Here is a 20528-nt window from a genome sequence, read left to right as displayed (position 1 = left end):
TCTATTTAATTAAATTCCCTTCCCAGTCACGCTCGACTTTCATCGCAGAAACGGGGATGTACCCAAGTTTAGTCACGATTTTTTCTTGGACTTCCGTCGTTAACATATAATCCAAAAATTCTTTCGTTAATTCATTTGGTCGGCCTTTAGTATACATATGTTCATACGCCCAAATTTTCCACGTGTTAGTGGCAACATTTTCATCAGTCGGTGCTACGCCATCGATTTTTAATGTCTGCACGTCTTTGGTCACGTATGAAAAGGCTGTGTAAGAGATCGCACCCGGTGTATCGGTGACGATTTGACGCACCATGCCAGAAGAATCTTGTTCTTGTGCTCGGATTGCGTCTTTGCCATCCATCACCCATTTTTCAAAAGTCGCGCGCGTTCCGCTTGCTGCAGCGCGGTTCAATACAACGATTGCTTGGTCGCGTCCGCCTAACTCTTTCCAGTTTTTGATCTCGCCTAAAAAGATCTTACGCAAATTTTCTAGTGAGATATCTTTGACGCCGACTTTTTTATTGACGATTGGTGTAATCCCAACGACCGCGACTTTGTGGTCGACTAATTTCTCTGCCTTGATCCCACTTTTTTCTTCCGCGAACAAATCAGAGTTCCCGATATCAACAGCCCCTGATTGGACTTGGCTTAAACCGGTCCCGCTCCCACCGCCTTGGACATTGATAAATTTGCCAGGGTGTTTGCCTTGGTATTCTTCTGCGACCGTTTCAACTAACGGCTGTAAAGCAGACGATCCCACGGCCGTCACCGACTCGCCGCGATCGATCCACTTTGAACAGCCAGATAATAACAAAATTAGACCTAAAAGTGGCAGCAACCATTTTTTCATGCACGTTTTCCTCGTTTCATTTTAATCTGATTCAGTTAGTGGCAACCTAGTACCACAGTATCTTTTATTCAGTGCTTGTCAGAAAGCTAACTTATTTTAACATTAAGTCCTCAGTGAAAAAAGTAAAAATTTTTATAACAGCGGTGAAATCAAACGGGCAATTCCTTCTTTGAACTTGATCACCCAGCCTCGCTGGCGATAAAGTTCCGGCGTCAACAACTGTGATTGTTTCGAATCTTCCAAAAAAGCCGCCCGGATTTGTTCCGCAAACTCACGGTCATAAATGATCGTATTGACTTCAAAATCCAATTGAAAAGAGCGCATGTCGATATTAGCCGAACCGACAGACGCGATCCCGCCATCGATCACCATCGTCTTCGCATGGATAAAACCCGCTTCATACGTTTCAATGATGCCGCCATATTCCAATAGTTCAGCTGAAAAAGAATACGTCGCCCAGTAGACTAACAGGTGATCTGGTTTATTGGGAATTTGCAAGCGAACTTTGACGCCCGAAAGTAAAGCAGACTTCAAGGCTTCGTGGATCGACACATCGGGAATATAGTACGGTGTTTGGATCAAGATCTCTTTTTTCGCTAAATTGATCATTTTCAAATACGTCAATTTGATCTGCTCATGACTATCATCTGGTCCGCTACACACGATCTGCACAGCGCGCTTACCAGGATTTTCATTAGCTGGAAAATAACGTTGCTGGTAAGTCACTTCATTTTTATGTTGCGAGTTCCAATCCATCAAAAAACGATTTTGCAACGAATAGACTGCATCGCCTTCGATCCGCAAATGATTATCGCGCCAATAACCAAATTTATCAACACCGCCTAAATATTCGTCACCGACATTAAAACCGCCCGTGTAACCGATCACACCATCGATCACGACGATCTTGCGGTGATTCCGATAATTCATCCGCGGATTCAAATATGGAACGAACAGCGGAAAGAAAAATTCCACCGAACCGCCTTGTGCGATCAGCGGTTCAAAAAAGCGGCGGTTGACTTGTGTTGAGCCCCACGCATCTAACAAAACGCGGACTTTGACGCCACGTTTAGCCGCAGCCACCAATGCCGCCCGTACTTTTTTGCCGAGTGCATCACTGCGATAAATATAATATTCTAAATGGATATGATCTTGAGCGTTTGCGATATCCGCTAACAAAGCAGCAAATTTTTTACCCCCATCCGTAAATAAGGTCAGCGCGTTATTACTCGTGTACAACGAACTTTCAAAAACCGTCAGCATATAGATCAATTGTTTCGGCTCGACTTGTCCGGTCTGCGGCCGCGGATAAAGTCCGCGCTGCAGTGCTCGTTGTTGTTCTTCGATCTCAATGTTCAACCCTAATTTGCTTTGCATCTTTAAATCAAAAATCCGTTCTTTCGTGATCCCTTTGCCCAAAAAAATGTACATCACAAAGCCTACGATCGGCAAAAAAGTCAACACTAATAGCCAAGCCCACGTGTGGACCGTGTCTTTTCGTTCGCGAAAGACGATCACCAGTGACAAGATCGTATTGATAATCACGATCAAAGTCCCTAAATGCTCTTGAATAAACGCCATACTTCCAACCCCTTCATTCAAAGAATAACGGAGACCAAAAAGAAAGTAAATAGAAAAAAACGTGCGCCACAAACAACTAAAAAAACGCAAACGATTCGTTATTGGATCGACAACGAAATCGTTCACGCTTATTTCCATTTGCTTATCTTGCTATTTTTAAATTTTCAAGAAGCGCCGCATCGAAATGATCGATCCTAATGCTCCGATCAAATAACCACCTACAGCCATCATCAAGTCCAATTTCCAAATCAGATCATTCGGTTTTAACATCGCTAAGTTTGATTGAACTAAATACGGTGTGGCTAGTTGGAAAATCTTGCCATAACCATACGTCAAGATCAAAATCGGAATGATCGAACCGATCAAGCCGATCCAACCACCTTCTAAGAAAAACGGCCAGCGGATATAACCATTTTTAGCTCCGACTAACCGCATGATCTGGATTTCTTGTTGGCGCGAAAAAATCGTGATCCGAATCGTATTGGAGATCAAAAAGATCGCCACAAAAACTAACAGTGCGGCAGCGCCTAAGCCCCAAGTTTTGACGACATTGGCCACTTTAAAGATTCGATCACTAGACTTGCCACCATAATCCGCGCGAAAAACATTGTTCAGCTGACTCGCGCTTTTAGAGACACTTTTGATCTCACTAGGATCTTTGGCACTGACGATATACACATCATAGAGGGGATTGTTGTCGCCTTCAAATAACTCCCATGCATCCCCCATCGCTGCTTGCAATTTTTTCAATTGTGCTTGCTTACTAGAGTAGCGAACTTTTTTGACGTGCGGTAACTGTTGCAGCTCCGTCTCTAATTTTGCTCGGTCCGCTTGATTGGTCCCGATATCGACAAAAACGCTGACATCGACATTGTTCTCCACGTCTTGAGCAAATTTTGTAGCATTCATGATTACAGCTAAAAAGATCCCCACCAAAGTCAACGTGATCGTAACTGCACTGATGGACGCCAGCGTCATCCAACCGTTACGTTTCATACTTTTGAAACTATCTAATAGATGTCGGAAGAAAATTCTAATCATCGAGCTCATACTCTCCTTCCGCTTCATCTCGAACGATCAGCCCGTTATCGATTTCAAGCACCCGATGACGAATTGAATCCACGATCGTTTTGTTGTGGGTCGCCATCACCACGGTCGTTCCTTGACCGTTGATTCGGTCTAATAATTTCATGATCTCCATTGAAGTATCCGGATCGAGATTTCCTGTCGGTTCATCAGCGATCAATACTTTAGGCGTGTTGACGATCGCGCGAGCAATCGAGACCCGCTGTTCTTCACCACCGGATAATTGATCAGGAAAGACGCGGACTTTGTGCTTCAATCCCACAAGATCTAACACTTCCATTACCCGCTTTTGGATCTCCCGCGGCTTTTTCCCAATGACTTCCATCGCATACGCGACATTTTCATAAACAGTCTTTTTCGGCAATAATTTAAAATCTTGGAAGACCACGCCGACATCCCGACGTAAATACGGAACATCACGATTTTTTATTTTTAACAAATCATGCTTGGCCACTTCAAGTTTTTTTCCTGCCGTGGCTTTTTCTTCCCGGTACATCAATTTGACAAACGTCGACTTGCCACTTCCCGATGGTCCGACGACATACACAAATTCCCCTGCAGCGATGGTGACAGAAAGATCGCGGACAGCCGTGGTACCGTTCGAATATTTTTTCACCACATTCTGCATCTCTATCATGTTTTTTTATTCAACTCCTTTTTTGACTTTGTTATTATAGCATGGCAATATTTCAGCTGTCTTGCTAGATTTTACAATTTGATTTCAAATGTCAATGTTCTGTCTGCTGACTTAAGTGCCACTTCAAATACGCATCGATAAATGGGTCAAGGTCACCATCCATCACTGCTTGGACATTTCCGGTCTCATAATTCGTTCGGTGATCTTTTACCATTGAATACGGATGGAACACATAAGAACGAATTTGGGACCCCCAGCTGATATCCATTTGTTCGCCTCGCAAGCTAGCCGCTTCTTGTTCTTTTTTCTCTAATTCTCGCTGATAGAGTTTCGCTTTTAACATACTCATCGCAGTCTCGCGGTTTTGAAATTGCGAACGTTGCGCTTGACTGGCTACGACGATCCCAGTCGGCAAGTGCGTGATCCGGACCGCTGAAGACGTTTTATTGATGTGCTGGCCGCCTGCCCCGCTAGCCCGATAGACATCGACTTTTAAATCGTCCGGGTTGATGTCTACTTCAATCGTCTCATCGAGTTCTGGCATCACATCGACTGAACAAAATGAAGTGTGGCGACGATTGGCAGAATCAAATGGCGAGATCCGGACTAACCGATGGACACCTTTTTCTGAACGTAAATAACCAAATGCGTTGTGGCCTTTGATCAAAAGCGTCACACTTTTGATCCCCGCTTCGTCACCGGCTTGGTAATCAAGTGTCTCAACGGAAAAACCATGTTGCTCACCCCAGCGCGTATACATTCGCAACAACATCGAACCCCAATCTTGAGACTCGGTCCCGCCCGCTCCCGGATGGATCTCTAAGATCGCATTGTTTTGGTCATACGGTCCATCTAACAAAAGTGCTAATTCATAACTTGCGACTCGATCTTTCAACGCCAACAGCCGCTTTTCTAATTCCGTTTGTAATTCCGGATCAAATTCTTCTTGTTGCATCTCCATCATCACATTCAATTCATCGACTTCATTTGCGATGGCGTTGAATGAATCATAAGTTGCTTTGGCTTGATTCGTTTGATTGATCAAGGCTTGCGCTTTTTCTGAATCATCCCAAAAATTTGGTTCTGACATTTGATGTTCCGCTTCAGCGATCTCTTCTTCCAACTGATCTAAGTCAAAGAGACCTCCTAAAACTAGCGACTTGCGCTTGCATCTCATCTAATAAATTGCGAATCTCAGCATTTTCCAAGCTCATTCCCTCATTTCTTGAATTTCTGAAAAATGACGCTGCTAAAACTAGCGGGCACTTTTCAAGATTATCTTTCATTAGCTAAAAAAGCTGTGACCAAATTGCGTCACAGCTTTTTTAGTCTATAAATTTTTGCCGTGGCAGTTTTTAAACTTCTTACCGCTGCCGCATGGGCAAGGATCATTTCGGCCAACACCTTTGACCATCTCAGCCGTTAAGATCTTATCTTCCGGGCGTTTGACATGCTTGTTGTATTCGATCGCTTGTTCCGTCGTCATCGTTTGTGGTGACGCCGGTTGATCTTCTTCGACCGGATGTTCTTCTTGTTGCGTGCCAACTTGTTCTCGTTGAACATTTTGGCGGATCTCAGCTTTCATGAAGAGACGAGTCACTTCATATTCGATCGAACCGACCATATCCTCAAACATCTTATAACCTTCAGTTTGGTATTCCACTAACGGATTGTTTTGTCCATAAGCTCGCAACCCAACTGATTGACGTAACTGATCCATCGCATCGATGTGATCGGTCCATTTCGTATCAACAACGCGTAAGATCACGACTTTTTCAAATTCCAATAATTGATCTGGACTGTGAAGCTGCTCCGCTTTTTGATCAAAGACTTCTTTTGCGCGATTGTAAAGATAATCTTTCATTTCTTCAGGCGTTTTATCTTCCAGATCTTTTTTGCTGATGGAATTTTCATTGACTAAAGTCGTCCCCGCAAAATCGACGATCCCGTCTAAATTCCAATCCGCTTTTTCTAATTGGGTATGGCCATCGACGACCCGTGAGATCGTGCGTTTCACCATATTCATCAACTGTGGTGACAGATCTTTTTCTTCCATGATCACGTCTTGACGCTGTTTGTAAATAACTTCTCGCTGCTCGCGCATCACGTCATCATACTGCAAGACGTTTTTCCGAGTGTCGTAGTTATTTCCTTCGACCCGTTTTTGCGCGGATTCAACTTGTTTGGTCAACATCCGACTTTGGATCACGGCATCTTCATCTTCGACTTTCATTCGATCTAAGAACGCTTTGATCTTTTCAGAACCGAAACGTTTCATTAAGTCATCTTCTAATGAAAGATAAAATTGAGAAACCCCAGGATCACCTTGTCGACCTGAACGGCCCCGCAACTGATTGTCGATTCGGCGTGATTCGTGACGCTCAGTCCCGATCACGGCTAGTCCGCCTAATTCACGAACGTCTAAACCAAGCTTGATATCCGTCCCCCGACCGGCCATATTGGTCGCGATCGTAACGGCGCCTTTTTGCCCAGCATTCATGATGATCTCTGCTTCTTTAAAGTGATTTTTCGCATTCAACACTTCATGCGGAATCTTTTCTTTATCTAATAGATTCGACAATAATTCAGACGTTTCAACGGCAACTGTCCCGACTAAGATCGGTTGACCTTTTTCATGGCGCGCTTTAATATCTGCAACAACTGCATGGAATTTGCTTTCCAAAGTTGGGTATAACAAATCGGGATGGTCTTCCCGAATGATTGGTTTATTCGTTGGGATCTGGATAACTTCGATGTTATAAATCTCGCGGAATTCTTCTTCTTCCGTCTTCGCTGTCCCGGTCATCCCAGAAAGTTTTTTGTACATCCGGAAATAGTTCTGGAACGTGATAGTCGCCATCGTTTTCGTTTCGTCTTCGATCTCAACGCCTTCTTTGGCTTCGATCGCTTGATGCAACCCATCTGAATAACGACGACCATCCATGATCCGACCCGTAAATTGGTCAACGATCAAGACTTTTCCTTCTTGAACAACGTAATCGATATCACGCAACATGATGTAATTCGCCCGTAACGCTTGGTCCATATGATGGGTCAGGGCCGTGTTTTCAATATCATATAAATTATCTAAACCAAAGTTTTCTTCAGCTTTTTCGATCCCTTGTTCAGTTAAGCCGATCGTCTTAGATTGGATATCGATCTTATAGTCGTCCTCTTCTTTTAGACGTTTGACAAAATTATCCGTCCGATTATAAAGTGCAGTCGAACTTTCTGCTGCACCTGAAATGATCAGCGGTGTCCGCGCTTCATCGATCAAGATCGAATCGACCTCATCGACGATCGCATAATTCAACGGCCGTTGCACCATTTGATTGCGATAAACGACCATGTTGTCCCGCAAATAATCAAACCCTAATTCATTGTTCGTACTATAGGTGATGTCACAGTTGTACGCTTCTCGTTTTTCATCTGGTGATTTTGAATTGATGTTCAACCCAACCGTCATTCCTAAGAAATTGTACAATTCGCCCATCTCAGTGGAGTCACGAGTCGAAAGGTATTCATTGACCGTAACTACGTGGACCCCTTCACCGCTCAACGCGTTCAAATAAACTGGCATCGTCGCAGTCAACGTCTTCCCTTCACCAGTCTTCATCTCTGGAATGTTCCCATCATGTAAGACGATCCCACCCATTAACTGAACGTGGTAAGGGTAAAGTCCTAACACTCGTTTAGCCGCTTCCCGAACAACTGCGAAAGCTTCTGGTAACAAAGCGTCTAAGGTCTCACCTTTTTGATAACGTCCACGAAACTCATCTGTTTTGGCACGTAATGCCTCATCACTTAATGCGGCCATCTCGTCAGCGTGTGACTCAACTTTATCCGCGATCTTACTTAATCGTTTTAATTCTTTTTTATCATTTTCAATTATCTTCCGTAGAAAGTTAGCCATGCGATAATATTTCTCCTTCAACAAGTACTCTTGGTATACAAACCCACCAGTTTATTCTATCATTTGTCAGCTTGAAAAGAAACGCCTGCTACAGATAAAAGAATTATTTTTACTTAAAGTAAAGACAATTATTCGATTTCTAACACAAAAAAAATCTACTACTCGAAAAAAAATCCTTTTAACTGACATAAGTTTCTCGCTCAATAAAAAACGAACCGCACCTTACCTTTAACCTTCAACTGAATTTATAAGATAAACTAAATGAACTCAGTCAGCTCTCAAGAAAATAAGTTAAAAAAAGCCGAACATCTGAAATGTCCGACTTCCTAGTAGATAAACACGGTGACTAAACTAAACACTTCAGTCCGCCCTTACCTTTATTAATCTGTTTCGATCAAACCGTATTTGCCATCTTTACGACGGTAAACAATACTTGTACCATTGGTTTCAGCATCTTCAAAGATGAAGAAATTATGGCCCAACATGTTCATTTGTAAGACCGCTTCTTCACTATCCATTGGTTTCAATGAAAGGCGTTTTGTCCGAACAATATCCATTTCTGGTGCTTCTTCTTCGGCACCTTCATCTTCAATGTACGTGTTAGGGCTGATCTTATCTAACCCGGTTTCACGAGATTTACGGTGGATTTTAGTTTTGAATTTACGGATTTGACGCTCTAATTTGTCAACGACCAAATCAATACTTGCATACAAATCTGGTGAAGTCTCTTCTGCCCGTAACACTAAGTAAGGAAGTGGAATCGTCACTTCGACTTTCGCTGTTTTTTCAGTATACACTTTTAAATTAACGTGTGCAGTCGCTTCAGGTACGTCGGTAAAATAACGTTCCAATTTCCCCACTTTTTTCTCGACATAATCGCGGATCGCATCAGTGACTTCGATATTTTCTCCTCGAACATTATATCTAAACATACAAATTGCCCCTTTCGTCTACCAACTGAAGATAAGAGGAAGGACCACTCTTCTCTCTTCTTCTTAATTCTATTATAGCTAACTCTAATCATTTTGCAAAGTAAATCGCTATCACCAAAATACGAAAAAATCTTCCATCAACGCGCTAAGGTCAAGCTTTGTACCACTTCTGCATCATTTTCCCAAAATATTTCTGCTGCGTGAAATAACGTTCGTCCGGTCGTATAGACATCATCGACTAATAAAACTTTTTTATTTTTAATTTTTTCCGATGGTACAGCTAACGAAAATGGCTGCGGCAACAACAGCCGCTCGTGACGGTTCTTTTTTGATTGCGGTTGAGCAATTGTTTTTCGTTCCAATAATTCGCTATAAGAAACACGGGCTGCCCTTAACATTTCCGTGACTTGATTAAAGCCTCGCGTAGCAAAACGTTCGTCTGCTAGCGAAATCGGGCAGATGAGATACCCCTGATAATCTGCGAGCGCTTGTTTCAATTCCGCAGCAAAGGTAAAGCGTAACTGATAGTCGCCGTAAAATTTATATTGCTGCATCCAATCTTTTAACGCAGCATCGTATAAATAAAGCGCTCGGTTCGCTAGTAATTGTGGATACAGTGTTTTCCAGTTTTGACAATCGGAACACAATTTCGTTTGGGCTTGGGCACGACCGCAACCGAGACACGCTTGCGTCCGTTTGATCCGCGTAAATTTCTGCCGACAAGTGCGGCAACATTTGATCGGCGGAAAAAACAATTCGATCACTGAAAGGTTGATACTGAGCTCTTGGTGACACAAACTACATCTCATCTAACAAGCCTCGCTTTCTAGCTAGTTGATTATTATCCTTGATCTCACGGATCGCGTTTTTGATTTCGCGAGTCATTTCAGCCGTCACAAAATAAACTTTCGCATGCTGAAAACTTTTTCGATCCGCTCGACCTGCGATCTGAACGAGACTAGCTTTCGAATAGTTGGGGTGAGAACAATCTAAGACGATTACGCTCACCCGTTCAAAAGTCACACCTCGCTCTAAGATTGTAGTCGTCAGCAACAAATTAAATTTCTGCGCTCGTAAGCCTTCGATTTTTTCGATCCGCTCTTCATCACGAGCGTGGACGGTCGTAGCTTTCGTTTCTGGAAAATAAAGTGTCAGCTGTTTTCCTAGCGCTTGGAGCAATTCAATACTGGGACAGAACAATAAAACATCATTTTCAGTCAAACATTCCTGAACAAGCTGGATAACTTTTTTGGGCAAGCGTCCCCGTTGCAACTGGCGTTTTAAAAAGAGTGGCTGTACGATTTGTGGCACGGGTAATTTCCGCCGATGAAAACGAGCTGGCAAACGTAAGACGACGAGCTCTTGCAACATTTTTTTGTCTGGCGTTGCACTGAGATACACAAGCCGCCCCGTTTTAGTTTTCGCTTGTTTGACGGCGCGTTGTAAGAGCGGATCATTGACATAAGGAAATGCATCGACTTCATCAACAATCACCAACGCGAAATGTTCTTTGAAGCGCAATGTCTGAGGGACAGTCGCGATTACGAGTTGACCGGTCCCTTCGATGCGTTTTTTACCATGATATAAACTGATCACCTTTTCAGGAAAAACATTTATCAGCCGCAGATACAATTCATTGCAAACATCGATCCGCGGTGCGGTAAGTAAAATTTTCTCTCCGTGAGCTAAGCGTGCGACGAGTAAAGGATAAAGCATCTCAGTTTTCCCCGCTCCAGTCACCGCCCAGACTAAAGTCGCTTGCGACTCATTTACTAAAGCCTCTGCGACCGCTTGTTGAGGAAAGGTCAAACGTCCCGACCACTGAAACGGCGGTGGCGGAAGTTTTTCAACTGAGTCAAAACGATAAAAAAAGCCTGACTTGTCACCCGTGCTAAAAACAAACAGGCTGGACAATAAAAAAAGCCGGCCGGCACTTGGACTTCCGTTTGGTTGAACCGACTCAAACACCGATTACACACGACGGTCGTTTTTTCAACAGTCATCGCTGGAATCTTAGTAGCTCCTGTTAAATCCACTTGGGGATAAAAATGTTCCCATTCACTTTGTAATAACTGCTGCCCTTCATAGCTCATTTTTTTCACCTCTAGTAAAGGTACGAAAAAAAGCCTGACTTGCATCAGACTTTGAACAAACTGGATTTGACCAATTGATTGAAGACGACATATTCTTTTTCCAAATTGACTTGGACGACTTCATATCCGGCATTCAACCAACCATACGCACCTTTTTCAGGATGTCGATAATCATTTGCCCACCAGTCAGGATCTTTGCGAGCCGTCTGAGGTAAGCCACTGTGAGGAAACAATAATTCATCGTATTGCGTGAACGTCAGCGTGACTTGCGAGCCGCCGTTGGTTTTTAAATAATGCGTGATCCCATCATATTTTTTCTGTCGTCTCACCATGTCTTCCCCTTTCTTAATACCTCATCACTGGATCGTGATTGCTTTATTTGAGTTAGCTAGCAGCTAGCAGTTGAAACTTGGGGCTGATTTCTTCTATACTGAACAGGAGGTGAGAATATGTTACCAACCTACCGAACGATCAAAGCAGATAGCCTACATGAAACGGAGATCAAAAAGTCCCGCTTCATCTGCCATTTAAAACGCGTCGAAACAGAAGATGAGGCGAAAGCTTTTATCCAAGCGATCAAAAAAGAACACTGGAAAGCCACTCACAACTGCAGCGCTTTTACGCTGGGAGAACGCCAAGAAATCCAACGAACGAGTGACGATGGCGAGCCCAGTGGAACTGCTGGTGTCCCGATGTTAGAAGTCTTGAAGAAAAATGAACTGATCAACGTTTGTGCAGTCGTCACCCGCTACTTTGGCGGCATCAAATTAGGCGCTGGCGGTTTGATTCGGGCTTACGCAGGAGCGGTAGCGGACGGTGTCAAAAAGACTGGGATCGTCGAGGGCCGCTTACAACAAGCCATCGCCGTCACTCTAGCCTATCCGCTATGGGGCAAATTAGAGCAGTTCATTGAAACAAGTCAGATCGCGCTACAAGACACGCAGTACACCGATCAAGTCACAGCTATTTGTATGATCGATAAAAACCAAAGCGAGACCTTTAAAGCCCAGGTCACGGATCTGTTAAACGGCCAAGTCACGTTTAAAAAAGGCGACACGCGTTACGTTGAACATGTGATCGAAGCTCCTGAATAAGGGGCTTTTTTCGTTGCTATTTTTCTAAATAAAATTCAAACCGACTGCCGACATATTGCGTGCGAACATATTCAAAAGGCTGGCCATCTTCCAGGCAAGAGATTTGGCGCAACCGTAAAATCGGATCGCCCCGTTTGATATCTAAATACTCCGCGATCTGTTCAGAAGCTAAGATCGCCGACACTGTTTGGTTCGCTTGTCCAAGGGTCATTCCTTTTTGTTTCAATGTATGATAAAACGATTCGGTGATTTCTTCTTTGCTGAAGCCGGCAACGATTTTTTCTGGAATACTAGCCACTTCAAAACAGATCGGAATTCCATCGGCGTAACGAATCCGTTCCATCCGCAACACTTGTTCACCGGCCGCTAGTTTAAGGTTTTCACTTTCACTAGAACTAGCAGGCGAATGAAAAAATGAAATCGTCTTACTAGAAGGCACTCGATTTTGGGCTTCCATAATATCGGTGAAGCTTGTTGTGCCGCTCATTTTTTCTTGTACTTTCTCGCTAGCGACATATGTCCCGGAACCGACTTTTCGCTCTAAGATCCCTTCATCTGCCAACGTTTGGATCGCTTGGCGCAATGTCATCCGACTGACACCAAATTTAACCGACAACTCGCGCTCTGAAGGCAGTCGATCACCGACTTTCCAGATTCCTTTTTCGATTTCTTTTTTTAATTGGTCATGGATCTGAATATAGACCGGCACTTGATTGGCCATCTTTTTTCCTCTTCTCTTGATTTCTTGCATTTATTATAACTGGTATATACCTCGCGCACAACTAGAAAGGTTACGCGAACTCCTTTTTTAACCGCTGCTCGCACAAAAAATCAACAGACACACGTCAAAAGGACTAGGAGACTTTCTGATAGAAAGCTTCCTAGTCCTTATTTTAATAAAATAAATCGTTTCTTCGTCTATCTCGTTTGATCTGCTTGAACCGTTTCTTCTGTGACCATTTTGTTGGCCGTCGCCATCATCAAACGAATCCGGTTCAGCTGGTTTACGATCGAAACTCCGGGATCATAATCGATCGCCGCGATATTGGCTTTTGGAAATTGGTGCCGCAACTCTTTGATCACCCCTTTACCGACGACATGATTCGGCAGACAACCAAACGGCTGCATGCAGACGATATTGTTGACGCCACTTTTCAATAGATCGATCATTTCGCCAGTCAAAAACCAACCTTCCCCTGTGTGATTCCCAATCGATAAAACTTTGCTGGCATCTTCTGCCAACTGATAGATCGAGTGGACACCAGTAAAACGTTTTGAAGCTCGCAATGCTTTGTCCATCGGTTTTTCCACGACTTCAATCAACTTGATCGCTAGTTCAGCGAGCGTTTTATTTTTCTTTGGCATTCCCAAATTATCGTATTTCCAAATTTGGTTATACAGTGAATAATTCATAAAGCCGATCAGATCTGGTACTACTGCCTCGGCCCCTTCTGCTTCTAACAATCGAACGATATCGTTGTTAGCCGTTGGAGAATATTTCACTAAGATCTCACCGACGACCCCGACTTTAGGCTTGGTGATCGCTTGAAGCGGTACTGTATCAAATTCGTTGATGATTTTTTTCATATTACGGTTGAACTGAGTCAATGAGCCGCTCCGAACATTCCCTTCGACTTTTTGCAGCCACTTTTCATGTAACGCATCGATCGTACCTTTAGTGATTTCATACGGCCGCGTCCGATACACGACTCGTTCGAACAGATCCCCATACAAGACTGCGACGATGATTCGTTTCAACATCGGCAAAGTGAACTTGAAGCCCGGGTTAGATTCTACGCCTTTGTTGCCTAACGAGACGGAGACTACCGGTACTTGCGAAAAGCCGGCATCGTTTAACGCTTTACGCAAGAGCGGGATATAATTGGTCGCTCGACAACCACCGCCCGTTTGACTCATCATAACACTGACATTATCTAAATCATATTTGCCGCTTTCCAATGCTTCGACTAATTGACCGATCGAAATGATCGCTGGATAGCAGGCATCATTGTTCACATATTTCAAGCCGACATTCACTGCTTCGCGATCCATCGCGGGCAGACACACAACATTATAACCTGAAGCTTCTAACGCGACATCGAACAATCCACTTTGATGGATCGGGCTCAACATCGGCAAGAGCAGCGTGTGATTTTTTTTCATCTCTTTCGTGAAGACGATTTTTTCTGGTTCTTCAAATTTAAGTGTCGGTTCGTAATGAGATTTATCCCGCTCTTTGACGGCTGCTTTTAGCGAACGCAACCGAATCCGGATCGCGCCTAAGTTGGAACCTTCATCAATTTTTAAAACGGTGTAGATTTTTCCGTATTGATCCATGATCTCTTCTACTTGATCCGTTGTCACCGCATCTAATCCACAACCAAATGAATTCAATTGAACGAGTTCCAGCTGTTTGCTTTTGGCGACAACGCGCGCGGCCGCATACAACCGAGAATGGTAGACCCACTGATTGACGACGCGTAAGTGTCCGACATCTCCTAAATGCGAGACCGAATCTTCCGTTAACACGTGGAAACCTTCTTGTGTGATGACTTCAGCGATCCCATGATTGATCTCAGGATCTAAATGATACGGCCGTCCAGACAAAACGATTCCTCGCTCCCCTTTTTGCTGCAGCATCGCAAGGGTCTCTTCCCCTTTTTGTTGGATATCATGTTTGAAATTTTCCAACTCCGTGTATGCATGATGGAGCGCAGTCTCAACTTCCGTTTTTGAGATCCCCAGGTCAGCAAAAGTACGCGCCAAGACTTCGGCTACTGAGGCTTCATTAGCTAAATTCAAATAAGGATTACGATAATCGACCTTGCCATCACGAATGTCATCCACATTATTACGGATCACATCGGGATAACTTTGAACGATGGGACAGTTAAAATGATTATCCGCATTTTTGGTTTCTTCTCGTTCAAAGACCACACCGGGATAAAAGATCCGCGGCACACCTTTGTCGATCAGAGCTTGGATATGACCATGAGCGATTTTAGCGGGATAACAAGCTGTGTCACTCGGGATCGTCTCCATCCCTTGCTCGTATAATTCTTTATTGGAGCGCGGCGACAAGACTACTCGAAAACCTAGCTCAGTGAAAAACGTATGCCACAACGGATAATTTTCATACATGTTCAGCACCCGCGGGATACCAATTTCACCGCGTGTCACTTCTTTTTTCCGTAGCGGACGATATTTAAAGAGGCGCTTATATTTATAATCGACGAGATTGACTTTGCGATCTTCTTTTTTGACTTTGATCCGAGCACCGCGTTCACACCGATTTCCGGTAATAAATTGACGTCCGTCAGAAAAAACGGTGACCGTCAACATACAATTGTTTTCGCACAAACCACAATGGGTGAATTCTTTATCGGCGGTAAATTCATCTAACTCCGTCAATGATAAAAGCGTCGTCTCTTCGCCGATCTCATAATTTTCTAACGCGATCAACGCAGCTCCAAACGCGCCCATCAAACCAGCAATCGAAGGGCGAACGACTTCGCGGCCGGTAACTAGTTCAAAGGCTCGCAACACGGCTTCATTATAAAAAGTCCCGCCTTGACAAACGATCTTGTCCCCTAGTTCTTCTGGACGACGAACTTTGATTACTTTATAGATGGCATTTTTGATCACCGAATAAGACAGTCCCGCCGAAATATCCCCCACCGAGGCGCCTTCTTTTTGGACTTGTTTGACCTTTGAGTTCATGAAGACCGTACACCGCGAACCTAGATCGACTGGCGCTTTTGATTTGAGTGCCGCTTGAGCAAAGTCTTCTACTTTATAATTCAATGACTTCGCAAACGTTTCAATAAACGAGCCGCAACCAGAAGAACAAGCTTCGTTCAACTGGATCGAAGACAATGCGCCATCTTTAATCGTCATGGCTTTCATATCTTGCCCGCCGATATCTAAAATAAAATCGACTCCTGGTTGAAAGTGATCCGCCGCTTTGTAGTGCGCCATCGTTTCAACTTCTCCGATATCGACTTTCAACGCATTTTTGATCAATTGTTCCCCGTAACCAGTCACAGCTGCTTTTGCGATAAAAACATTTGCTGGCAACTGGTGGTACAAATCTTTTAAGACGGTCATCGTCGTCTCCAACGGTTGACCTTGGTTATTCCCATAAAATGAGAATAACAAATTACCGTCTGAATCGATCAGCGTGACTTTCGTTGTCGTCGATCCCGCGTCAATCCCTAGAAAAGCCGCGCCTTCATGTTGCGCCAATTCTTTAGTACTGACTTGTGCTTGACTGTGACGCATTCTAAAATCCGCTAGTTCGGCTTCACTATTAAATAAAGGTGTCAACGTATCGGTCGGTTGCAAATGACCTTCTTTAGCAGTTAACAAACGTTCTAACATGTCGCTTAATTTATTTTCTGTGGCGCCTTCTGAATAAAATGCCGCCCCCATCGCCACAAACAGTTGAGGATTTTCCGGGAAGATCACATTTTCTGGCGCAATGTCCAATGTTTCAATAAAACGTTGCCGCAATTCCGACATGAAAAACAATGGTCCACCTAAAAAGGCGATGTTCCCTTTGATTTTACGACCAGCCGCCAGACCTGCGATCGTTTGATTGACCACCGCTTGAAAAATACTCGCTGCGATATCTTCTTTAGCAGCACCTTCATTGATCAACGGTTGAACATCCGTTTTAGCAAAGACACCGCACCGAGAAGCGATGGGATAAATCGTCTGGTAGCCTTTTGCTAATTCGTTGACCCCATTCGCATCGGTTTTCAATAAGACCGCCATTTGGTCGATGAACGCACCGGTCCCACCAGCACAACTTCCGTTCATGCGTTGTTCTAACGCGCCTTCAAAAAAAGTGATCTTTGCATCTTCACCGCCCAATTCGATCACGACATCCGTTTGGGGAATCACCTCTTCAACGGTGCGTGTACACGCGATCACCTCTTGCACAAAAGGAATCCCTAACACATCGGCTAGCCCCATCCCGCCGGAGCCAGTAATATTTAATGTCATCGTTTGATCGCCGATTACCGCTTGGGCCTCTCGGAAAATTTTTTCTGTGGCTTGTTTCACATCTGAAAAGTGGCGCTCGTATTTTGCGAACAAACTTTTGTTTTGTTCGTCTAAAACGACTAATTTGACGGTCGTAGAGCCAACATCGATTCCCGCTCGTAAAGTCATTTTCTTCCCTACCTTCTATTTTTTCCAACACGTGTTGATTATCTGACAAAGTGTTTGTTATACTACTCACGTATATTTTAGGAACTTCACTCTTTTTTTGCAACAAGCAAAACATAACAAAACGTGAGATAAGCAACAGTCAAAAACTTTTTGTTGCGAATCGGAAGGAAAAGTTAATGGAAAAAAAAACGGATTTGCGAGTAAAACGAACGCATAAAATGATCGTAGAAGCTTTTGTGTCTTTAGTTGAGCAAAAAGGCTATGATAACGTAACCGTCCAAGAGATCGCCGACACTGCCATGATCAACCGAGCGACTTTTTACGCGCACTTCAAAGATAAACAAGACTTATATGATTTTATTTTTCACAAAGCGATTGATGCGTTCGCCTCGGTGTTAGACCCCGAACAGATCGTGCAAGGCAATCGTTTGAAAGTCAAACAGATCGAGTTGGTCCTCACAAATATTTATCACAACATCCAGCAAAATCGTAAATTTTTTCTGACTGTCATGGATTCTTCTGCTAATGAAATGTTGCGCAAACAGATCGCTGATATTTTAGATGAACGTTATGCGCATATTTTCAATCGCTTGAAGATCACTGAAAATGAGATCGAGGTCCCGATGGATTTTATTATTGAATACATGACCTCGATCTTTGTCGGCACACTTCATTGGTGGATCACTTCCGGCACCGAGATGACTGCCAATCATTTAGCCAAACTCGTCATCAAACTAGTAGGCAATGGTCACTTGACGATCTTAGGAATCGAGATCGACCACTGAGTTTTTCAACCCAAAATAAATTCTTTCCAAACAAAAAAAATCCTAGCTCGCTCAACTCGTGAGTGAAATAGGATTTTTTTGATTTTATTCTAGCGTCACAAACTCGTTCGTTCAGCTTTTCTGATTTTTAATAACCGTTCCAGCCGATCCCTTCGTACCGCCAACCAGCGCGGACTAGCGAATCTTTTTCGCTGCTGCTCAACGTGTAATGGTGAGCTCCAGCTGTTTTCGCATTCGGATTGTATAAACGATACAAGACGCGATTTCCGCCAGAGTACCAGCAGTCGCTTTCATATTTCCAACCGATGCTAGTCAAGCCGTTGCGTTCTTTACTACTTGTCGTATAGTGATGATCTCCGGTATAAGGATTATACAAACGGTAGACTTTCGTTGAACTAGAAGTTGGTGCTTGCCAAGCCGTGCCTTCAAATGTCCAACCCATATTGATCAAACCATTTTTTTCAGCTGTGCTACCGGTGTAAAAATGTTCGCCGGTATTTTTGTTGTACAAGCGGTGCATCGGAACCGTCTGCACGCCGCTATCATATTGAGTCAAATTATACGTTTCGATCATATTATTTAACGCAGTCGCATAATTCGGAGCGGTCGCATATCGCCCCGTCAAATAAGCCGTCGCATCCCGATAAGATTTCGTATTACTTTTCCACGCGCCGGCATAATAATAAACACCCGGTGAAAAAGAAGTATTGCGAATGATGTTGACATTGTCTTGCAACGATTCTTTATAAGAAGGATATTTCCGGAATTTTGCATTGACTGTGATCCACTGACCATTGATATACTCTTGAGTAGGCATCGTAACTGATTGACCATTGTAACTTCCTTTGATCCCGAATAAATTATAGTTTGGTGCAGCTGACAACGTACTCTTGCCCCAGCCACTTTCAACGATTGCTTGGGCGATCATCACTGAAGCATACATATCATTTGCTCCAGCTAAACTTTGGGCAGACGGGGCCACTTGATTGATAAAGTTTTGTTGCACACTACGATTGTCTGCGCGCGATTGGAATAAAAATTCTTCCAGCGGTACTTGATGAGTATGAACTAACCCGGTCCCTCCAGTCGCTTCGGTCACTTCTTGGGGACTCTCTTCAGCGGCTAAAACTTGAGGTGCTAAGCCGAGACTCATCACTGCGACTAAACCAACTAACGGCACTTTTAAATTCATAATACGCCTCCATTTTTTATTTTTTAGAACAAAAATTGCTACTTCTAAAATAACACAATCCGAAAACGTTTTCCACGTTTAACAAAATTTTTTTTATTTTTTAGGAGATCCTATCAAGGAAAAATGAGACTTTCATTTCTCGAGCCAAAATAAAAAAGAACTAGCACACCTCGGCTAGTTCCACTGTGATCAATGATTTTTGGCCCGCCATTTGATCGTGTGGCGCGTTGGCCGGTTGCGCTGGATTGTCATCCCTTTTTTACGATCTTTATTCATGACATTGACGGAGACATCATAATGATTGTCTTTGACTAGATCATAAATCCGCTCAGCCGCTTCCGTTACCGCAGACTTGACTTGTTCAACTTTTTTCATCTAGCTTCAGCTCCTTTACTCCAAGGTAGCCAAAAATCAAAAAAAGTGCAAGTCATAAGGCAAGCCGCAGTAAAAATTATGGTCGAGTCACTCCATTGCCTTTTACGATCCTAGCACGACCGCTCTAAAAACAAAACCGAGCTGCGACGTTACTTTTTAATTGCAAAATAAAAAGCCAGACCGCTGTCTGACTTAAAAACTGGGGTAGCTGGATTCGAACCAACGCATGTCAGAGTCAAAGTCTGATGCCTTACCGCTTGGCTATACCCCAATGGTGGAGGAGAGTGGATTCGAACCACTGAACCCGAAGGAACGGATTTACAGTCCGTCGCGTTTAGCCACTTCGCTACTCCTCCAAACGATGATGTCTGGCAGTTTTTATTATTTAAAAACCCGACATCAGTTATAATACAGAATTTCAAAATAAATTGCAAGTACTTTTGTAAAAAAATTTTAGTCGTGTAAATTCCACGCTCGGATCACGGCTTCAACGCCAGCATCCAAGGTTTTAACCGTCGAAATTTTTTCCCCATCTGACCACGCTTCGAATTGATTTGTGGTTGGGATGACTTCCCCGATCACTTTTTTACCGATCACAAGTTGATTGACTGTCACCGTCTGACCTGCTACTTGTTTTTTTACTTCATTAATCTGAACTTCAATATCTTTATTTTTTTTTGCCATGATTTCTCCTCCGCTCGTTTATTTTAGCATATTTTTGAAAGAGGACCTAGTAAAAGCAAAAAAATCAGTCAATTCAGACAACTTTAGCTTGAAAGCTTGTTAGTTTATGATAGAATCGACAAAAAGCTTTA

General features: G+C 43.4%; 17 protein-coding genes, 2 tRNA genes and 2 pseudogenes. 2 read left to right on the top strand and 19 right to left on the bottom strand.

All coding sequences use genetic code 11. The features are described from left to right. Nucleotide 1 precedes the first annotated feature (1 nt). The 12 genes and pseudogenes from GVJ38_RS04820 to GVJ38_RS04775 all read right to left on the bottom strand — a co-directional run bounded on the left by GVJ38_RS04820 (nucleotide 2) and on the right by GVJ38_RS04775 (nucleotide 11424). Nucleotides 2-850 (bottom strand): phosphate ABC transporter substrate-binding protein PstS, encoded by an 849-nt coding sequence (locus tag GVJ38_RS04820; protein WP_159722044.1) that lies wholly within the window; start codon nucleotides 848-850, stop codon nucleotides 2-4. 132 nt (nucleotides 851-982) lie between these two features. Continuing rightward, on the bottom strand, nucleotides 983-2431 hold the full coding sequence (gene cls, locus GVJ38_RS04815) for a cardiolipin synthase (protein WP_159722043.1): 1449 nt from the start codon (nucleotides 2429-2431) through the stop codon (nucleotides 983-985). 156 nt (nucleotides 2432-2587) lie between these two features. Then, the gene (gene ftsX, locus GVJ38_RS04810; protein ID WP_159722042.1) at nucleotides 2588-3472 is read right to left on the bottom strand and encodes a permease-like cell division protein FtsX; all 885 of its coding nucleotides are present in this window, start codon (nucleotides 3470-3472) and stop codon (nucleotides 2588-2590) included. Then, nucleotides 3465-4154, bottom strand: a complete 690-nt coding sequence (gene ftsE / locus GVJ38_RS04805; RefSeq protein ID WP_159722041.1) for a cell division ATP-binding protein FtsE — start codon at nucleotides 4152-4154, stop codon at nucleotides 3465-3467. Before ftsE ends, ftsX begins: the two co-directional genes overlap by 8 nt. A 91-nt stretch (nucleotides 4155-4245) precedes the next feature. Further along, nucleotides 4246-5362 (bottom strand): peptide chain release factor 2 gene (gene prfB / locus GVJ38_RS04800; RefSeq protein WP_159722040.1). Its coding sequence is split into 2 segments (ribosomal slippage): nucleotides 4246-5289 and nucleotides 5291-5362, totalling 1116 coding nucleotides; the frame shifts between segments, so codons are not numbered across the junction. Between the two features lie 122 nt (nucleotides 5363-5484). Beyond that, nucleotides 5485-5556 (bottom strand): annotated as a pseudogene (locus GVJ38_RS14455) (SEC-C metal-binding domain-containing protein); the annotation flags it as partial. A gap of 137 nt (nucleotides 5557-5693) precedes the next feature. Next, a pseudogene (gene secA / locus GVJ38_RS04795) lies at nucleotides 5694-8067 on the bottom strand (preprotein translocase subunit SecA); the annotation flags it as partial. A 380-nt stretch (nucleotides 8068-8447) separates the two neighbouring features. Beyond that, the gene (hpf, locus tag GVJ38_RS04790; RefSeq protein WP_159722038.1) at nucleotides 8448-8999 is read right to left on the bottom strand and encodes a ribosome hibernation-promoting factor, HPF/YfiA family; all 552 of its coding nucleotides are present in this window, start codon (nucleotides 8997-8999) and stop codon (nucleotides 8448-8450) included. 137 nt (nucleotides 9000-9136) lie between these two features. Beyond that, the gene (locus GVJ38_RS04785; RefSeq protein WP_159722037.1) at nucleotides 9137-9808 is read right to left on the bottom strand and encodes a ComF family protein; all 672 of its coding nucleotides are present in this window, start codon (nucleotides 9806-9808) and stop codon (nucleotides 9137-9139) included. After that, nucleotides 9798-10808, bottom strand: a complete 1011-nt coding sequence (locus GVJ38_RS04780; protein ID WP_235032811.1) for a DEAD/DEAH box helicase — start codon at nucleotides 10806-10808, stop codon at nucleotides 9798-9800. Before GVJ38_RS04780 ends, GVJ38_RS04785 begins: the two co-directional genes overlap by 11 nt. Beyond that, on the bottom strand, nucleotides 10805-11092 hold the full coding sequence (locus tag GVJ38_RS14270) for a hypothetical protein (protein WP_235032809.1): 288 nt from the start codon (nucleotides 11090-11092) through the stop codon (nucleotides 10805-10807). The genes GVJ38_RS04780 and GVJ38_RS14270 overlap by 4 nt, the downstream gene beginning before the upstream one ends. A gap of 44 nt (nucleotides 11093-11136) precedes the next feature. Further along, nucleotides 11137-11424 carry a DUF7662 domain-containing protein gene (locus GVJ38_RS04775; protein WP_159722036.1) on the bottom strand — a complete coding sequence of 96 codons (288 nt, stop codon included), beginning with the start codon at nucleotides 11422-11424 and terminating at the stop codon, nucleotides 11137-11139. 117 nt (nucleotides 11425-11541) lie between these two features. On the opposite strand from GVJ38_RS04775, the gene GVJ38_RS04770 reads away from it, so the two are divergent. Further along, on the top strand, nucleotides 11542-12186 hold the full coding sequence (locus GVJ38_RS04770) for a YigZ family protein (protein ID WP_159722035.1): 645 nt from the start codon (nucleotides 11542-11544) through the stop codon (nucleotides 12184-12186). Between the two features lie 16 nt (nucleotides 12187-12202). Here the strand turns inward: GVJ38_RS04770 and GVJ38_RS04765 are convergent, their stop codons facing one another. Together GVJ38_RS04765 and GVJ38_RS04760 are read right to left on the bottom strand one after the other, a co-directional pair. After that, nucleotides 12203-12907 (bottom strand): GntR family transcriptional regulator, encoded by a 705-nt coding sequence (locus GVJ38_RS04765; protein WP_159722034.1) that lies wholly within the window; start codon nucleotides 12905-12907, stop codon nucleotides 12203-12205. Nucleotides 12908-13104: 197 nt separating this feature from the next. Next, entirely contained in the window at nucleotides 13105-17361 is a 4257-nt protein-coding gene (locus GVJ38_RS04760) for a 2-hydroxyacyl-CoA dehydratase (RefSeq protein WP_159722033.1), read from the bottom strand. 176 nt (nucleotides 17362-17537) lie between these two features. Between GVJ38_RS04760 and GVJ38_RS04755 the strand changes: the two genes are divergently transcribed. Beyond that, a complete protein-coding gene (locus GVJ38_RS04755) occupies nucleotides 17538-18146 on the top strand; it encodes a TetR/AcrR family transcriptional regulator (protein WP_159722032.1) in 609 nt (202 codons plus the stop codon). 127 nt (nucleotides 18147-18273) lie between these two features. Here GVJ38_RS04755 and GVJ38_RS04750 read toward each other — a convergent pair whose 3' ends face one another. From GVJ38_RS04750 to GVJ38_RS04730, 5 genes are all read right to left on the bottom strand, one after another. Then, nucleotides 18274-19338, bottom strand: a complete 1065-nt coding sequence (locus tag GVJ38_RS04750) for a glycoside hydrolase family 73 protein (RefSeq protein WP_159722031.1) — start codon at nucleotides 19336-19338, stop codon at nucleotides 18274-18276. 189 nt (nucleotides 19339-19527) lie between these two features. Beyond that, complete coding sequence (locus GVJ38_RS04745; RefSeq protein WP_159722030.1) at nucleotides 19528-19713, bottom strand: hypothetical protein; 186 nt, start codon at nucleotides 19711-19713, stop codon at nucleotides 19528-19530. A gap of 199 nt (nucleotides 19714-19912) precedes the next feature. Continuing rightward, nucleotides 19913-19984: transfer RNA gene (locus GVJ38_RS04740), tRNA-Gln, on the bottom strand. 1 nt (nucleotide 19985) lies between these two features. Then, a tRNA-Tyr gene (locus tag GVJ38_RS04735) sits at nucleotides 19986-20069 on the bottom strand. Between the two features lie 97 nt (nucleotides 20070-20166). Next, complete coding sequence (locus GVJ38_RS04730; RefSeq protein ID WP_159722029.1) at nucleotides 20167-20397, bottom strand: DUF2969 domain-containing protein; 231 nt, start codon at nucleotides 20395-20397, stop codon at nucleotides 20167-20169. Between the last annotated feature and the right edge of the window lie 131 nt (nucleotides 20398-20528).

This window comes from Enterococcus sp. CSURQ0835, from assembly GCF_902706605.1.
Taxonomy (GTDB): Bacteria; Bacillota; Bacilli; order Lactobacillales; family Enterococcaceae; genus Enterococcus_A.
This window is presented reverse-complemented; position numbering and strand designations above follow the sequence as displayed.

Excerpts from the sequence above, each read along its gene's own strand:
- GVJ38_RS04820 (WP_159722044.1), bottom strand. The coding sequence starts at position 850 with ATGAAAAAATGGTTGCTGCCACTTTTAGGTCTAATTTTGTTATTATCT.
- cls (WP_159722043.1), bottom strand. The coding sequence starts at position 2,431 with ATGGCGTTTATTCAAGAGCATTTAGGGACTTTGATCGTGATTATCAAT.
- ftsX (WP_159722042.1), bottom strand. The coding sequence starts at position 3,472 with ATGATTAGAATTTTCTTCCGACATCTATTAGATAGTTTCAAAAGTATG.
- ftsE (WP_159722041.1), bottom strand. The coding sequence starts at position 4,154 with ATGATAGAGATGCAGAATGTGGTGAAAAAATATTCGAACGGTACCACG.
- hpf (WP_159722038.1), bottom strand. The coding sequence starts at position 8,999 with ATGTTTAGATATAATGTTCGAGGAGAAAATATCGAAGTCACTGATGCG.
- GVJ38_RS04785 (WP_159722037.1), bottom strand. The coding sequence starts at position 9,808 with ATGAGATGTAGTTTGTGTCACCAAGAGCTCAGTATCAACCTTTCAGTG.
- GVJ38_RS14270 (WP_235032809.1), bottom strand. The coding sequence starts at position 11,092 with ATGAGCTATGAAGGGCAGCAGTTATTACAAAGTGAATGGGAACATTTT.
- GVJ38_RS04775 (WP_159722036.1), bottom strand. The coding sequence starts at position 11,424 with ATGGTGAGACGACAGAAAAAATATGATGGGATCACGCATTATTTAAAA.
- GVJ38_RS04770 (WP_159722035.1), top strand. The coding sequence starts at position 11,542 with ATGTTACCAACCTACCGAACGATCAAAGCAGATAGCCTACATGAAACG.
- GVJ38_RS04765 (WP_159722034.1), bottom strand. The coding sequence starts at position 12,907 with ATGGCCAATCAAGTGCCGGTCTATATTCAGATCCATGACCAATTAAAA.
- GVJ38_RS04760 (WP_159722033.1), bottom strand. The coding sequence starts at position 17,361 with ATGACTTTACGAGCGGGAATCGATGTTGGCTCTACGACCGTCAAATTA.
- GVJ38_RS04755 (WP_159722032.1), top strand. The coding sequence starts at position 17,538 with ATGGAAAAAAAAACGGATTTGCGAGTAAAACGAACGCATAAAATGATC.
- GVJ38_RS04750 (WP_159722031.1), bottom strand. The coding sequence starts at position 19,338 with ATGAATTTAAAAGTGCCGTTAGTTGGTTTAGTCGCAGTGATGAGTCTC.
- GVJ38_RS04745 (WP_159722030.1), bottom strand. The coding sequence starts at position 19,713 with ATGAAAAAAGTTGAACAAGTCAAGTCTGCGGTAACGGAAGCGGCTGAG.
- GVJ38_RS04730 (WP_159722029.1), bottom strand. The coding sequence starts at position 20,397 with ATGGCAAAAAAAAATAAAGATATTGAAGTTCAGATTAATGAAGTAAAA.